A 16,616-nucleotide genomic window follows, 5' to 3' on the forward strand; every position below is an offset into this window, starting at 1 on the left:
TGTCAGAATCCCTATTAATTGCAGGCATTTAATCGCATACCGATTGTTAAACTTATGGTAAGGATGTGACGTATGAGTGATATCGCCCTGACCGTCAGCATGTTGGCGTTGGTGGCTATTCTCGGGTTATGGATTGGCAACTGGAAAGTGTATGGCGTGGGTTTAGGGATAGGCGGCGTCTTGTTCGGCGGCATCATCGTCGGACACTTTGCACAGACTTACCAGATCACTCTCAACGGCGACATGCTGCACTTTATTCAGGAGTTCGGTCTGATCCTGTTTGTTTACACCATCGGTATCCAGGTTGGTCCTGGTTTCTTCTCGTCCCTGCGCGTTTCCGGCCTCAAACTCAATGGCTTCGCCATTCTGCTGGTGCTGGTAGGCGGCGTGGTAGCGGCGATTGTCCATAAGCTGTTTGCCGTGCCGTTGCCGATCATTCTCGGCGTGTTCTCCGGTGCGGTTACCAACACCCCGGCGCTCGGTGCTGGGCAGCAGATACTCACCGATCTGGGTTCCGATCCGGCGCTGGTTAACCGCATGGGGATGGGCTATGCGATGGCCTATCCGTTCGGTATCTGCGGCATTCTGCTGGTGATGTGGCTGATCAGGCTGTTCTTTCGCATCAATATCGATAAGGAAGCGCAGGAGTTTGAAGATAGCCTGGGGAGTAATCGCGAACTGTTGCAGACCATGAACGTGGCGGTGCGTAACCCCAATCTGCAAGGCATGGCTATCAAGAATGTGCCGCTGCTCAACAGCGATGACATCATCTGTTCGCGCCTCAAGCGCGGCGATTTACTGATGGTGCCTGCCCCGCATGAGACGCTGGAACTGGGGGATTTCCTGCACCTGGTCGGCAAGCGCGAAAAGCTGGAAAATGCCCGGCTGGTGATTGGCGAGGAGGTCGACGTTTCGCTCTCCACCCGGGGGACTTCACTGCAAGTGGTTCGTGCGGTCGTGACCAACGAAAAGGTGCTGGGTAAAAAAATCCGCGATCTGGAGTTGAAGCAAAAATATGAAGTGGTGGTCTCGCGCCTTAACCGTGCCGGGGTCGAGCTGGTGGCAGGCAGCAATGTTACGCTGCAGTTCGGGGATATCCTCAACCTGGTGGGGCGGCCAGAATCTATCGAGGCGGTGGCGGCGATTGTGGGTAACGCCCAGCAGAAGCTGCAACAGGTGCAGATGCTGCCGGTCTTTATTGGTATTGGCCTTGGGGTGCTGTTGGGATCTATCCCGCTGTTTATCCCCGGTTTCCCGGCGGCGTTGCGGTTGGGGTTGGCCGGTGGTCCGCTGGTGGTGGCCCTGATCCTGGGGCGTATCGGCAGCATCGGCAAGCTGTACTGGTTTATGCCGCCCAGTGCCAACCTGGCGCTGCGCGAACTGGGGATCGTACTGTTCCTGGCCGTGGTTGGCCTGAAGTCTGGTGGGAACTTTATTGATACCCTGCTGCATGGCGATGGGTTGGCATGGGTCGGTTACGGTGCGTTAATCACCTCGATCCCGCTGATTAGCGTGGGTATTTTGGCTCGGGTGGTGGGTAAGATGAACTACCTGACGCTCTCCGGCATGCTGGCTGGTTCAATGACCGATCCACCGGCGCTGGCCTTTGCCAACGGCCTGCACCCTACCAGCGGCGCTGCGGCGCTCTCTTATGCCACGGTCTACCCGCTGGCAATGTTCCTGCGCATCATGTCACCGCAGCTGCTGGCGGTGCTGTTCTGGGCGATGTAGCCAGCAAAAGGGGCTCCGCTTGCGGAGCCCCAATATACTGCTGACAAAATCTCAACCGATTACGCTTCCTGGTGTGCGCGCTCAACTTCTTCGGCCAGGATCATCACGCCACGCTCAATATCTTCCGGATTAGGTACATAGTTCATGCGCATACATTGATGCGTATGCGGCCATTCATGCTCCAGCCCCGGGAAGAAGTAGTGGCCTGGCACCATCAATACGCCACGCTTTTTCAGCCGTTGATACAGCAGCTCGGTGGTGATGGGCAGATCCTTGAACCACAGCCAGAGGAAGATAGCCCCTTCCGGTTTATGGATCAGGCAGCGCTCTGGCGACAGGTAACGGCGAATAATGCCGATGGTCTGCTCGACACGTTGCTTGTAGAACGGGCGGATCACCTCGTTGGATAAACGCAACAGATCACCACGCTCAATCATCTCCGTGGCCAGCGCCGGGCCGATGCTGCCTGGGGACAGGCTGATGATGCCGTTCATATTGGTCAGTGCGGTAATGACCTTCTCGTCGGCAATCACGATGCCACAGCGTGAGCCAGGCAGGCCCAGCTTGGACAAGCTCATGCACAGGATGATGTTCGGGTTCCACAGCGGCGTGGCTTCGCTGAAAATAATACCGGGGAACGGCACGCCGTAAGCGTTATCGATCACCAGTGGGATATCACGCTGCTGCGCCAACAGATCGAGCTTCATCAGCTCTTCGTCGGTGATCACGTTGCCGGTCGGGTTGGTGGGGCGCGATACGCAGATCATGCCGATGTCGTCACCGATGTTCAGATGCTCAAAATCGACGTGATACTTGAACTGGCCATCTGGCAGCAGTTCGATATTGGGTTTGGCAGAGACAAACAGCCCTTCATCCAACCCGGAATCGGCATAGCCAATATATTCTGGTGCCAGCGGGAACAGCACGCGGCGGCGGGTGCCGTCGGCGTAGCGGCCAGCAAACAGGTTAAACAAGTAGAAAAACGCGCTCTGGCTGCCATTTGTCAGTGCAATATTCTGTGGTTCGATCTGCCAGCCAAGCTCTTCTTGCAGCATGGTGGCCAGCGCTTTCAGCAGGGCGTCTTTGCCTTGTGGGCCGTCGTAGTTGCACAGTGCCTCGGTCAGCTTGCCCTGATCGAGCATCTCCTGGCACAGCTGTTTGAAGTAGTTGTCCATCTCTGGGATGTGCGCCGGGTTACCGCCGCCGAGCATGATGGCACCTGGCGTGCGCAGGCCTTCATTGAGATCGTCCATCAAGCGGGTGATGCCCGCGTAACGGGTAAATTTGTCGCCGAAAAGTGAAAAATTCATAGCTGCTGCAATATGGTTGTAAGCGGGTAGACGCCCACCATACCGCCAGATAAAAGCGGGTGCAATGCGGCTGACATCTTACCCGCCGGGCATAGATGTTGCTCGGCGGGGTTTTTACAGCATAACGCGCTGAATTATTGTGACCGATCGCCAGCCCACACCACCATCACTTTATCCCCCCCATGCTGGCGACTAAAGGCATAGTAATGAGGCGTTTGCTGGGATTGCTGCGTACCGGCACCGATTGCCGGGTGGCGCTCGCGGAACTGGCCTAGCCGCTGCCAATGTGCCAACAACGGCGCTTTGGCTCCTTGCAATTCACCCCAGTTCATATCCGAGCGTGTGCCTTGTAAAGGATCGGAGCCAGTAGGGCCAAACGGCCGGCCACTCTCATCACCGTAATAAATCTGTACCGCGCCCGGGGCCAATAACAGTAGGTCTGCCGCTCGTTGCTGCAAAGGCAACGCACCTTTGGCATCGCTGGCGAAGAACAGGCGAGTGTCGTGCGAGGAAATATAGCTCAGCACGTTGAAACCCTGCAGCTTGTCCGCCATCTGCTGATAGGTGGCATCGATATTGGAGAAGCAGCCCAGCGCCTGCGAGGCCTGATCCTGAAAATCGAAGTTGATCATCGCATCGAAGCCGTGCTGGTAATAGTCGCTTTTCATCACCCCGTGGCCCCAGGCTTCACCGGTCATCCAGAACGGTGCGTTATCCAGCGCCTGCTTGGGGTTGGCCGCTTTCCACTCTGCCAGTGCCTCGGTGGCTCGTTGCTTTAGCAGGTCCAGCGTGGGTTTATCGACGTGTTTGGCGGTATCAACGCGGAAACCGTCAATGCCATAGTCACGCACCCATTGGCTGAGCCAGACCGTCAGATAATCGCGGGTGGTGGCTCCTGGGATTTCGCGTGCGGCGGTATCAGGTTTATGGCGGAAGAACAGCGGTAGGCCGCTGGCTCCGGGCGCTTCAGTTTTGATGTCCGGAAGGAAAGCCAGTGACATGGTCAGGTCGTCAAAGCCCGGTGAGTCGTAATCGCCGATATCGGTGCGGATCCAGTTTTTCCCCCACCATTGGCTCCAGCCTGCTTTATCGCTGAAGTTGATGTAGTCGTTAAAGCTGTGCCAGCTCTGGCCAGGCCCAGGTTGCCAATCGCCCCAGTTTTTGCCGAGGGTTTTTGCGGCTTCATCACCCTTCAGGTACAGCGAGCCGAACTGAAACTGCTGCATATCGGCCAGCGTGGCATAGCCGACGTGATTGACCACCACGTCAAACAGGATGCGGATCCCCCGCTGATGTGCTTGCTCCACCAGATTACGCAGATCCTGCTCGTTGCCCATATTGGCATCGAGCTTGGTCCAGTCCTGATGGTAGTAACCGTGATAGGCATAATGTGGGAAATCCCCTTTGGTACCGCCGCCTACCCAGCCGTGGATCTGCTCCAACGGGGAACTGATCCACAGGGCGTTGACCCCCAGTTGTTGCAGATAATCCAGCTTTTTCGTCAACCCGGCGAGGTCGCCGCCGTGGAAGGTGCCGATCTCCTGCATGCCATCGCCGTGGCGGCCATAGCTGTGATCGTTGGCCGGGTTGCCGTTTTCAAAGCGATCGGTCAGCACAAAATAGACCGTGGCGTTGTGCCAGTCGAAAGCCGCCTGTGGCGGCGTATTGGCTGATTCCAGCAATAGCAGCCCCCCGCTGTTGGCCGCCGGTTGCAGGGTGACCTGGCCCTGAACCACCGTGGCGGTCTGGCCGGAGTAAAAATCACGCACCGTTTCGCCTTCGGCAAAGGTGTCCTTCACCGCGATCGTGATCGGCTGGCCATCCCAGCGTTGGCAGGTACGGGCCACGGCGGCGACGGTTTTTTCCGGTTCGGCCTTCAGGCTGAGCTGCAAGGTAGGCGTACCGCTGCGGGTATCGATCCGCGCCTGATAATCACCATCGCGAAATAATCGCCAACTGACCGGCTCGCTATCGCTACAGGGCTGCAGCGACAACGTCTGGTTCAGCTTAACCGCGTCGCTGGGCTGCCAGCACTGTTGGTTCTGATACAGCCGCAACGGCAGTTGGCCTTTGGCCAGGGTTGCCTGGCTGGTAAATAAACCGCTGGTAGTTTCGCTGAAGGACGGGAAGCTTTGTAGCGTCCAGTTGGCCAGCGCTGCGGGTGACAGCAGCATCAGCAGGGGAAGGGTCAGGCGTTTCATAGGCTCTCCTTACTCGTGGCAGGAAGCGTTTTTATCGTAGGGTAGCCCAGTGTGCTTTATGCAGAAAAAATCGCCTCATCCCAGGGTAAGAATTTGGGGGCGGAGGGGGAAGGGGGAGACTGCCGGCAACCCTTACAGTGGGGACAGCAGTCTCATTCAGTCAAACTTATTTCTTCAGCAACTGCGGGTTAACGCAGTTTTCTGTGACCGTACCGGTCAAGGCGGCAATCAGGTTATCCACGGCGCACTCAGCCATGCCGTAGCGAGTCTCATGGGTGGCGGAACCGATATGCGGCAACGCGACCACGTTGGCCATTTTCAGCAGCGGCGAATCGACCGCGACCGGCTCTTGCTCGAACACATCCAACCCAGCGGCGTGAATGGTGCCGTCCTGTAAGGCTTCAATCAGCGCTTGCTCATCCACCACCGGGCCACGCCCTGCGTTGATCAGAATTCCGCTCTGCTTCATCTTCGCCAGCTGTTCGCGGCCAATCAGATGGAAGGTTTGCTCGGTGAGCGGCAGCGTAATGCACAGGAAGTCCGACTCGGCCAGCAGCGTATCAAGATCGCAGCGGCGGGCATTGAAGCGTTGCTCTGCTTCTTCATGTGTACGGCGCGCGTTGTACAGCACCGGCATGCCAAAGCCGAAGTGCGCACGTTGCGCCAGCGCCAGGCCGATGCGGCCCATGCCGAGGATGCCGATGGTTTTATGATGCACGTCAACGCCGTACCAGTCAGGCCCGATGCTGCCTTGCCATTCCCCTGCCTTGACCCGCTCGGCCACCTCGACCACCCGGCGTGCGGTGGCCAGCACCAGGCTCATAATGGTATCGGCCACGGTTTCGGTCAGGACGGTTGGGGTATGCATCAACAGCACCCGGTGGGCGTTGAGCGCTGCGACGTCAAAGTTGTCGTAACCGACGGAGACGGTGGATGCCGCACGCAGTTTGGGGGCGCGTTGCAAAAAGGCTTCGTCAATCTTGCCGCCGGAACCGAGGATGCCTTCGGCCTGTTGTAGCGCCTGATCGAAGGCGGCGTTGTCCAGTTGCAGACCGTCGAAGGCATGAACGGTAAAGTGCTGGTCCAGCTTGGCACGCAGGTCGGCAGGAATACTTTTGTACAACACGATTGCAGGCTTCATCAAATAACTCCATCTGGCGAACGAGACGTTCAACATAACATATTGCAGGAGAGTGAAGGGCTGAGCCCCTCACTCGCAAGATTAGGCCACCTGTGGCTGAGCTTCGTTACGTGCAGGCTTGACGATCAGCGTCAGCCCCACCGAGGCCAGCAGCGCGATAGCCATAAACATATAAGAGGCTGCCGGGCTGCCGGTCGCCCCGTTGAGGTAGCCGACAAACCAGGAGCCGAAGAAGGAGCCCAGCGCGCCCATGCTGTTAATCAACGCCATGGCACCCCCGGCGACGTTTCTTGGCAGCATCTCCGGAATGATGGCGAAAAACGGACCGTAAGGCGCATACATGGCCGCACCGGCGACCACCAGCAGACCATAGGAGATCCAGAAATGGTTCGGGCCAATGGCGTAGGAGGCGAAGAAGGCCAGCGCGCCGATCAGCAACAGCGGCCAGACAAACAGCTTGCGGTTCTGCATCTTGTCCGATGCCCAGGAAACCACGATCATCGCAATGGTGGCGGCCAGATAAGGTACTGATGACAACCAACCCGCTTCAACCATCCCCATCTGCATACCGCTGCGCAGGATCGAAGGTAGCCACAGCACAAAGCCATACACGCCGATGCTCCAGGCAAAATATTGCATGCACAGCAGGATCACGTTGCGCGAGCGGAAGGCTTCGCCGTAGTTGCGTACCGCCTTGATGCCTTTCTGCTCCTCGGCCAGTTGCTGTTGCAACGCCAGCTTTTCCTGATCGCTCAGCCAGCCGACCTGTGACGGCTTGTCTTTGACCAGTACCCACCAGCAGAATGCCCAGATCACCGCTGGAACCCCTTCGATGATAAACATTTCACGCCAGCCAAAGGCGTGGATCAGATAGCCGGAAACCACCGACATCCACAACACCGTGACCGGATTGCCGAGGATCAGGAAGGTGTTGGCGCGGGAACGTTCAGACTTGGTAAACCAGTTGCTGATGTAAATCAGCATCGCGGGCATTACCGCAGCTTCCACCACACCGAGGATAAAGCGGATCGCCGCCAGCATCGGGATATTGCTGACCATGCCGGTCAGCGAGGCGCACCCGCCCCACAGGATCAAACACCAGAAAATCAGCTTCTTGACGCTGCGGCGTTCGGCGTAGATGGCACCGGGAATTTGGAAGAAGAAATAGCCGAGGAAAAACAGGGCACCCAGCAGAGATGACATCCCTTTGGTGATGCCAAGATCGTCATTAATCCCGGCGGCGGAGGCAAAGCTAAAATTGGCGCGGTCCAGATAGGCCAGGCTGTAGGTGATAAACACGATGGGCATGATGTACCACCAGCGTTTGGCCGCAATAGTTGCTTTATTCATGTGCAGAACCCTTCAGTGGAGTCTTCTCACCAGCGCTGGCTTGTCGCCATCCGCTGGGGCTTGTGCTCTCCCGGCGTGCCTCGGTTGTAGGGACAGAGGTGGGCGCTCATTGGAGCAAATGATTATTCCGCCAGTGCGGCGCGGGTTGGCAACCCTTCGCTGTCGCCGATGGCCTGGATGGCCAGCGAACCGATCTTGTTGCCGCGTTGCACTGCCTGTAACAGCGTTTTGCCCTCCAGCAGGGCGCTCAGCGTCCCTACTGCGAAGCCGTCTCCGGCACCGACGGTATCTACCACGTTGGTGACTTTGACCGCGGGTACCGCAGCCTGGTCGCCGGCGGCGGTTTTAAACCAGGCACCCTCTGGCCCGGTTTTGATGATCACGGCCTGTACGCCGCGCTCCAGATAGAAGTCGGCGATACCTTCTGCGGTGGATTGCCCGGTCAGGATCTGGCCCTCTTTTAACCCTGGCAGCACCCAGTCGGCCGCGCAGGCCAGCTTGTTGAGTTGTTCGATCATCAGCTCCCGGCTAGACCACAGCACCGGGCGCAGGTTGGGGTCGAAGGAGATGGTTTTGCCCAGGGCGCGCATCTCGGCAGCGGCGAAATGGCACAGCTCCAGCGACTCGGCAGACAGGGCGGCGGCCACTCCACTCAGGTGCAGGTGGCGCGCCCCAGCGAAGTAGTCGCGGTCAAAATCGACGGTGGAAAGATGGCTAGCGGCGGAGCCTTTGCGGAAATACTCCACATTGGGATCGGTTCCATCCGTGTTTTTAGATTTCAGCTGAAAACCGGTTGGGTAGCGGCCATCGACGGTGACCTGCTGGGCGTTAACCCCTTCTTTCGCCAGCTGTTGCAAGGTAAAGCGGCCAAAGGAGTCGTTACCTATCCGGCTTACCCAGCCGACGTTCAAACCCAGGCGGGCCAGCCCGATCGCCACGTTCAGTTCGGCACCGGCGATGCGTTTGGTAAAGCTTTCTACCTCGGCCAAATCGCCCGTTTGCGCGGCGACAAACATCGCCATGGCTTCACCCAGCGTTACGACGTCTAAAGAATTTTGCGTGTTCATCATGCCTGCTCCCTGCGTAACACATCCACGTAATGGCGGGTTACCGCCTCCAGATCGCTGCCCTGTAGTGGGAACTCGATGCCGCGCGGCACGTCCTGCGGCAAGCGGGCCAGCACTTCACGCCAGCTACCGTCGGTGTCATCCAGGGCGATGGCGCGCCAGCCGCGTGGGCCAAGGGTGGCGGCTTTAACATGAATATAGCCAACGTGTGCGGCCAGCAGATTGGCGGCGGCCAGGGCGTCTTGCCCCACCCAATGCCAGTTGGCCATGTCGAACGTCATGCCGACCGGCAACTGGCTCGCTTCCACCGCATGGAAAAAGGCGTTCATCAACGACAGGATGCCGCAGTCTGGCGTTTGATCGTTCTCGACCACCAGTTGGGTTGCGGATTGCCCCAGCGCGATTTTTAACTCGGTAAAGTCAAAGCCCGGTTGGTAGTGACCCAAGGCCAGCTTGAGACGGCTGGCTTGCAGGATCTTCGCCTCAGCCAAAAAGGCGGGCAGATTCGGGTTAAGGGTATGCTGTGGCGTAAACAGTGACTCAGGTGCGGAATACACGGCGGCCAGTTGGTGTTGCTGTAGGGCTTTTGCCAGGGTGGGTAAAGCATCCAGCTCCTGCGGGGAAAGCAGTTCACGGCGGATTTCCACGCCGTCGGCACCTGCCTGGGCGATCAGGGGTAACAACGCCGCCTGGCCACCTAGCTGTTGCACCCTGTCGTTGCCGTAGGCGCTGGTTACTACAATAATCTGTTGCTTCATCTTTTGGCTCCTGAGGTGACCTATCACCACCGCTACTGTTGTTGTAACGGTAAATGGAACCGGTTCCATTGAAAAGCAGCAGCATGCAGAACTATGATCGCAATCACGGAGTTGGTTAAAAAATGGCCCCTCACCCCAACCCTCTCCCACAGGGAGAGTCAACGAATGCACATGATGAGTCACCGTACTTTCAGGCTAACTCGATCGGTCCCTTGTGGGAGCTATCCAGAGTACGTAGTTAGCCCGGGCAGCTTCGGAAATAGGGAGTAAGAACAATTAAGGCAAGGTATTACGCAAAACAATAAACGAACTCGATCGGTCCCCTCTCACTAACGGAGAGGGTTAGGGTGAGGGGTCAACGCAGGGTGGAGCCACGGACGATCAGCTCACCGGAGAATAGCTGTTCGCTAACGGGAGCATCGAGGCCCTGAATACGCTGCACCAGCAGCTCCAACGCGGCATGCCCTATCTGGTAGGTGGGCTGTTTCAGGGTGGTGATCCCCACCCCGGCCAGTTCGGCCCAATCCAGTTCGTCAAACCCCAGCAAGCCAATGTCGTTGCCCCACTGCATGCCCAGGTGGCGCATAGCGCGCGCAACTTGCAGCGTTAAGGCACCGTTGGCCGAGATCACCGCTTTACGCATCCCGCGATGGCGGGTGTTGAAGGTCTGTAATACCGTTGCCAGCTTTTCGGCGTCGTTTAGCGGAGTTTCGGCCTGCTCGGCGGACAAATCGGGATGTTGGGCCATCGTCTGGCGAAAAGCGTGCAGACGCTCAAGCCGGGTATTCACGGTGCCAATCGGCTCACTGAGGAACAGGATAGCCTCGAAACCCTGTTGCAGCAGGTGTTCCGTTGCGGTGGCGGTGGCCTGGTGGTTATTCAAACCCACCACATCGCAGGCAAAGTCGGGGATTTTACGGTCGATCAGCACCATCGGCAGCATCGACTGTTGCAGCATGGAGAGCGCGTCTTCACGCATCCCGACGGCGTTCACCACAATCCCTTCCACCCGGTAGCTGCTCAGCAACTGGAGGTAATGCTGTTCCTGATTGATCTCGTTATTGGTGTTACAGACCAGCAGGGTAAAGCCATGCTGGCGGCAAGCTGCTTCGATGCCGCGCATCACGTCGACGGAATAGGGATTGGTGATATCGGCGATGATCAAACCGATCAGCCGCGTTTGTCCGCCCTTCAGGCTGCGTGCCATCTGGCTTGGGCGATAGTCGAGCTGCTGGATCGCCATATCGATACGTTGCTTGAGGGCGTCGGAGAGCAGGTGCTGTTCACCATTGAGATAGCGCGACACGCTGGTTTTGCCGGTTTGGGCGTGTTTTGCCACATCACTGATGGTGGCGCGCCCTGAGGCACGCGTTGCTTTATCACTGCTCACAGCCAATCTCCCCTGCGGTTCAATGCCAAGGAGACTAACACACCAAGCCTAAAGCCGGGAATGACCCATGTCAGGAGGTGGCCTCCTGCGCTTTGGCCTGCGGCTGGATTTTCTTGTCGGGGCTGCTGAGGGTGAAAACAGAAATCAGCGTGACACCCAAGGCAAGGCTGCCGAGGATCAGGTAAGTTTCGGCGAACCCCATACGGTCATACAGGCTACCTGCAAAGGCAGAGAGGAAGATGGCGGCCCCCTGTTTGGCAAACTGGAAACCAATCAGATAGATCGTGGCGGAAAGGCGGGTATCAAAGTTGGCGGTGATGTACTTGAAGGAACCGACCAGCAAGAAAGGCACTTCCAGCGCGTGCAGCATTTTCAGCATGATGACTTCCAGTGCCGTTGTGGCAAAGGCGGAGCCAATAATGCGTATCGACATGATGGTACCGGCCAGCAGCAGAGTATTTTTTGCTCCGATGCGGTTAATAATCCACGGCGAACAGAACATGATCAGCGCATTGGCCAACTCTCCGGCGGTGGTCGCATAGCCGAAGACCTCGGTACCGCGCTGCGGAGAACTGAAGAAGGTTTTAAAGAAGTTGGCAAACTGTTGATCGAACACGTCATAGACGCAGGCTACCCCGACCACATACAGGATGAACATCCACATCTTCGGCATTCTGAACAGCTGTGCCACCATCCTCAGATTGAACTGGCTCTGATTGGCTCCCAGCTTGCCCATGACAATGGCGTTAGGATTTTCGCGCGGGTTGGCCAGTATCAGGAGTAACATCAGTAGCACTGCCGCTCCAGATCCCATCCAGAAGACGATATCCGGATTGATGTTGAATAACACTCCGGCGGTAGACGCACAGATCCCCCAGCCGAAACAGCCAAACATCCGCGCCTTGCCGTATTCGAAGGCACTTTTGCGGCTGACTCGTTCGATATAAGCCTCAACGGCTCCTGCACCCCCTGAGAAAGCAAATCCGATATAGGCCCCGCCCACCATGGCTCCGAGCAAGACGTTCATTTTCAGCAACGGTGCAAAGACGTAGAGGAAGAAGGGAGCAAAGAAAAACAGCAACAGGGTAATCACCCAAAGCAGATGTTTTTTCAGCCCGAGCTTATCGGAAATAATGCCGAAAATGGGTTGAAATAGAATGGCAAACAGAGACAGACAGGAAAATACCAGGCCAGTTTCGGTTTTATTCAGTCCGATGACTTCCGACAGCCAGATTGGCAGAAACGGAAAGCAGGTGGCCATAATGAAAAAGTAGAGGAAAAAGAAAGCGCCAAATATCCAGAAGTTACGGTTATTTTTATAGGTACAGACGGTGGCGTTCATGGTGATTGTCCTTCCACGACGAGCTTTGGGTGTGCAGCGGCTCGCCGTGGTGAGCGCTGCACCTGCAAATCTATGGGATAACTCAGAGCTGTTCGAGGCCGATCAGCATGGCGCTTTCCGGATCCAGTACCGGTAACGCCAGGCCAACCTGCGCCAGCCATTCCCCGCTAACGTCGCAGGGCTGTTTCATCCAGGCGGGCAACTGGCGCATGGTATGGCCGCCCTGTTGCTGGTGAATGAGCGGCGGGGTATCCAGCAGGGTGATGCGATAACGAGCATCCGGCCTCAACCCTGGAATGCGCAAATTACCCGGCAGTTGGTGATTTGGCATCGTCAACTGGCTGACCAGAATGACAGCTCGCTCCTGTCCTGGGGCAACCACGCCATTAATCTGGGTGCTTGGGTCGTGATGATCGATACGGATAACATCGCCGCTATGTAGCAATGGCCGGAGAGATTTGTGCAACGCCACATAGCGGACGAAACCAAGCTGTTCGGTGTCGCCTTCTTTGACCGGGTCCAGTTCTATACCCATGTGACCGAACAACGCCGTCAGGCCGCGAAAACCGATGCTGTGCTGACGTTCGGTGGCGTGACACTGTCGGTTGCCGATGTGTGAGCCCATCACTTCCGGGGGGAAGAAATAGCTCATGCCGCGTTGAATGGTTTGGCGTTCCAGCGCGTCGTTGTTGTCGGAGGTCCAGAAGCGGTGGCAGCGTTGCAGGACCTCAAAATCGATTCGGCCCCCACCGGAGGCGCAGGATTCGAATTCCACCTGCGGGAAGCGTTCCCTCAAGCTATCCAGCAAGCGATAGAATTGCTCGGTCTGGGCTGTCAGCGAGGCGCGGCCAAGGTGAGCGGGTTGTACGATCTCGCGGTTCATGTCCCACTTGATGTAGTCGATATCATGATTGCTCAGTAGCCAGTTCATGCGTTCCAGCAGGTATTCGAAGACCTGTGGGTTGCACAGATCGAGCACGTACTGAAAACGCCCGGTAGGTTGCTGATAGCCCGGTAAACCTAACACCCAGTCGGGGTGAGCCCGGAACAGATCGGAATCTGGATTGATCATCTCTGGCTCCACCCAGATACCGAATTCCATGCCTAGTTGTTTAACATGCTCGATCACCGGAGCCAGCCCGTTCGGGTATTTTTTCTCGTCCAGGTACCAGTCGCCAAGTGCGGCGCGATCGTGGTCGCGCCCACGGAACCAGCCGTCATCAATGATAAAGCGTTCTACACCCAGTTCGGCCGACTTGGTGGCCATCTGCATGATGTACTCGGGCTGGTGGTCGAAATAGATGCCCTCCCAGGTATTGAGATGCACGGGGCGCGGCCTGTGGTCGGGGAAGCGCAGAATATTCTGGCGGACATAACGGTGAAACTGCTGGCTAAGTGCATTCAGACCAGTACGAGAGCTGGCAGCATACAGCCAGGGGGTGCTTAGGCTGGCTCCGCCTTCCAGTTCCTGCTCGCCTGGCAGGTACAGGGCCTCTGCCTGCAACAGGCGGCGGCCATCGGTTTTCACATCGGCGCGCAGACGATGGTTGCCGCTCCAGCCAAGATGGATACCCCAGACTTCCCCCTGTTGCTCGCTGAAGCCACGGCTACCTACCATCATGCCGGGGAAGTATTCATGAGAGCTGCGACCTCGGCGGTTTTCCTGCAGGTACCCGCCATGCTCAAGGGTGATGCGGTGCGGTTGGAACTCGCGGATCCAGCGGCCATGGAACGCCATCACTTCACCAGCACGCTCTGGCAATGGCAGTGTCAACGCCAAGCGGTTAACCCAGTAACGAGCAGTATGGTGATTGATCAACGTGTGGCGCATTTTTAGCACGCCGCTGGCGCTGTCCAATTGCAGTTCGCTGCGTAGTTGCAGCCCTGCCTGTGGGTCTTCTGCCAGGATCAGCAACTGATTGTCCTGATGCGTGATTTCGCTGGTAGTGAACACGGGTGACCAATCGTAGCCGTCACGATGGCCTTCCACTCCCGGCGAGCCAAACAGACCGCGTCCAGATTCTGCCGCCAGCGTCAGAGGCGTATCTACATCCAGCCTGCCGTTTGGCACCGCCCGGCTCAACGTCAATACATCCTCCGGCATAAACCCGCTTAAATGGGGGCCCCAATAGAGAATTTCGGCAAACGGCTGGCAACGAACAATGACGTCGGTCGTGGGGCTGGTTAACCGCACAATGGTAGGTTCCATCTTTTGACTCCTTTACGATCTTTGGCTCAACTCAGTGGCGTTATCATTGATCCGAAACGTTTCGGATTAAAACCTAAACGTTTCGGATCTGTGATCTGGTCGGGCAAAAAACGGCGTTGTTTTAAACGATCAGGAGGTCAAGGGGAGTTCGTCCGGGTTGGGTTTTAGCACCGGTTGCCATAGTACCTGTAATTTTTGCAGCGGTTCACCACGGATCAGGCCAAGAGTCATTTGTGCGATTTGTTGGCCAACCTCCGCGCGGGTGGCTTGGACGATGGCGGCTACAGGCAGGTCGAGCAGGCTTTCCGCTGGTAATCCGTCATACACCACCAGAGAAACCCCTCCGGGGCCGAGTTTATCGGCATCACGTAGCGCCATTGCTGCCCCCTCGCCGTGACCGTTGCAGTCGGTAATGATTGCCGTCGGCGGATCGGCCAACGCCAATAACGCTTGGGTGGTCAGATAACCCGCGCGACGGCTTGGCGTGATACTGCACAGATAATCGTCACGTTGTTGCAGTTGGTGGCTGGCCAATCCATCCAGATAACCTTGGCGGCGCTGGCTGATAAACGACTGCTGGTTATTTTCGCCCAGATAGGCAATTTTCCGGTGGCCCAGCGCCACCAGATAGTCCACGGCCATCAGGCTGCCAGCGCGGTTATCAAAATCAAACCAGGCGTAATCTTTCTCCAGCTGGCTGCGGCCCAGTGCCAGAAAGGGGAAGTTAAGCCGCTGTAATTCCTGCAGACGCGGATCGTTGTCTAGCGTATGGGCAACAATCAACGCATCAACACGTTTGCTGGCAATCAGGCGAGTAAAGGCATGATGGGGCGCATCATCTGCCACCAACAGCAGATCGATCTCGTGGCGTACCAACTCATTGCTGATACAACCGATCATTTCCATCAAGGTAGAGTTACTCAACGTGTAGTTATTGAACGGGAAAACCAGCCCAACGGCGTCGATTTTGCCCATTTTCAAACGGCGTGCCAGGGTATTGGGGCGATAACCCAAACGCTCTGCCTCAGCCTCTACCCGTTGGCGCGTATCTTGGGCGACGTCGCCGTAGCCATTCAGGGCGCGACTCACGGTGGTAACGGAGAGATCCAATGCTTTGGCAATCGCTTTCAGGGACATATTTCACTCTACAGAAGGTATTGGGATGCTGGGCGAGAGTAACACAGGCAGAGGAATTGGCGGGAGAGGCGAGGGCAGGAAATGCGAACTGGCGGGGCAAAGGCCCCGCACTGTGTGCTTACAGCGGGCTGAGGGTGATCTCAACTCGACGGTTTTGTGCCTTGCCTGCGGTGGTGCTGTTGGAGGCAATCGGGTTATCCGGGCCGGCACCGATTGAACGGATGCGGTTGGCGGCGACCCCTTGGGTGATCAGCGCGCTGGCCACACCGTCTGCACGTTGTTGGGACAGCGTCATATTATGCGCGCGAGCCCCGGTGCTGTCGGTGTAACCCACCACGTTGACGGCGGTTTTTTCATACTCTTTCAGCACCATCGCTACGCCGGTCAGGGTGTTGGCTCCTGCCGGTTTCAGCGTGCTGCTGTCGGTATCGAAGGTCACGTTGTTTGGCATATTCAGCACGATATTATCGCCCTGACGGGTAACGCTAACGCCGGTGCCTTTCATTTTGTCGCGCAGTTTGGCTTCCTGCACGTCCATGTAGTATCCGGCTCCACCGCCCAATGCGGCACCGGCTGCGGCGCCGATCAGCGCGCCTTTACCACGGTCTTTTTTCGATGAAGAGATCATGCCGATACCGGCACCCAGGGCTGCGCCAACGCCAGCGCCAATACCGGACTTGCCGGCTTCTGACTCCCCGGTGTAAGGGTTGGTGGTACAAGCCGATAGCGTCATGGCAACGGCTACTGCACCAGCAATTATCGCAATGCGTTTTTTCATTGTTAGTTCCTTTAAAAGCAGGGATATCTGCGTGCGCTACTCCAAACTGGAGGCGCTAAATCATCGGCATTCAGCCGCGAGCCCCAAAACGGGCCGCGCAACTATGACGTACCTTTTGGCCAGCAGTTCCGATAAAAATCGTGACAAATTATAAACCTGTAAGCCAGGCAGGAAGGTAGCCGCCAAATCGCCGCTTGGGAAC

At 57.1% G+C, this 16,616-nt stretch carries 12 protein-coding genes; 1 reads left to right on the plus strand and 11 read right to left on the minus strand.

Annotated features, from left to right (window positions below):
* Window positions 1–72 precede the first annotated feature (72 nt).
* Window positions 73–1,731: a putative transporter gene (locus tag A6U95_RS03065; RefSeq protein ID WP_065683421.1), complete on the plus strand. Its 1,659-nt coding sequence runs from the start codon at window positions 73–75 to the stop codon at window positions 1,729–1,731.
* 59 nt (window positions 1,732–1,790) lie between these two features.
* On the opposite strand, the gene A6U95_RS03070 is transcribed toward A6U95_RS03065, so the two are convergent.
* The 11 genes from A6U95_RS03070 to A6U95_RS03120 form a co-directional block, all read right to left on the minus strand.
* Window positions 1,791–3,041, minus strand: a complete 1,251-nt coding sequence (locus A6U95_RS03070) for a valine--pyruvate transaminase (RefSeq protein ID WP_065683422.1) — start codon at window positions 3,039–3,041, stop codon at window positions 1,791–1,793.
* A 134-nt stretch (window positions 3,042–3,175) separates the two neighbouring features.
* The gene (locus A6U95_RS03075; RefSeq protein ID WP_065683423.1) at window positions 3,176–5,242 is read right to left on the minus strand and encodes an alpha-amylase; all 2,067 of its coding nucleotides are present in this window, start codon (window positions 5,240–5,242) and stop codon (window positions 3,176–3,178) included.
* A gap of 166 nt (window positions 5,243–5,408) precedes the next feature.
* Entirely contained in the window at window positions 5,409–6,383 is a 975-nt protein-coding gene (ghrB, locus tag A6U95_RS03080; RefSeq protein WP_065683424.1) for a glyoxylate/hydroxypyruvate reductase GhrB, read from the minus strand.
* Window positions 6,384–6,464: 81 nt separating this feature from the next.
* Window positions 6,465–7,733, minus strand: coding sequence for an MFS transporter (locus A6U95_RS03085; RefSeq protein WP_065683425.1), 1,269 nt, complete (start codon window positions 7,731–7,733; stop codon window positions 6,465–6,467).
* A 122-nt stretch (window positions 7,734–7,855) separates the two neighbouring features.
* The gene (locus A6U95_RS03090; protein ID WP_139102312.1) at window positions 7,856–8,803 is read right to left on the minus strand and encodes a sugar kinase; all 948 of its coding nucleotides are present in this window, start codon (window positions 8,801–8,803) and stop codon (window positions 7,856–7,858) included.
* On the minus strand, window positions 8,800–9,558 hold the full coding sequence (locus tag A6U95_RS03095) for a xylose isomerase (protein WP_065683426.1): 759 nt from the start codon (window positions 9,556–9,558) through the stop codon (window positions 8,800–8,802). Before A6U95_RS03095 ends, A6U95_RS03090 begins: the two co-directional genes overlap by 4 nt.
* Before the next feature lie 355 nt (window positions 9,559–9,913).
* Window positions 9,914–10,948 (minus strand): LacI family DNA-binding transcriptional regulator, encoded by a 1,035-nt coding sequence (locus tag A6U95_RS03100; RefSeq protein ID WP_065683427.1) that lies wholly within the window; start codon window positions 10,946–10,948, stop codon window positions 9,914–9,916.
* Window positions 10,949–11,018: 70 nt separating this feature from the next.
* Window positions 11,019–12,290 carry an MFS transporter gene (locus A6U95_RS03105; protein WP_065683428.1) on the minus strand — a complete coding sequence of 424 codons (1,272 nt, stop codon included), beginning with the start codon at window positions 12,288–12,290 and terminating at the stop codon, window positions 11,019–11,021.
* 82 nt (window positions 12,291–12,372) lie between these two features.
* Complete coding sequence (locus A6U95_RS03110; RefSeq protein WP_065683429.1) at window positions 12,373–14,499, minus strand: alpha-galactosidase; 2,127 nt, start codon at window positions 14,497–14,499, stop codon at window positions 12,373–12,375.
* A 129-nt stretch (window positions 14,500–14,628) separates the two neighbouring features.
* The gene (locus tag A6U95_RS03115) at window positions 14,629–15,636 is read right to left on the minus strand and encodes a LacI family DNA-binding transcriptional regulator (protein WP_065683430.1); all 1,008 of its coding nucleotides are present in this window, start codon (window positions 15,634–15,636) and stop codon (window positions 14,629–14,631) included.
* Between the two features lie 118 nt (window positions 15,637–15,754).
* The gene (locus A6U95_RS03120; protein ID WP_024527339.1) at window positions 15,755–16,414 is read right to left on the minus strand and encodes an OmpA family lipoprotein; all 660 of its coding nucleotides are present in this window, start codon (window positions 16,412–16,414) and stop codon (window positions 15,755–15,757) included.
* Window positions 16,415–16,616: the final 202 nt, after the last annotated feature.

It is taken from the genome of Serratia sp. 14-2641, from assembly GCF_001692375.1.
GTDB lineage: Bacteria > Pseudomonadota > Gammaproteobacteria > Enterobacterales > Enterobacteriaceae > Chania > Chania fonticola_C.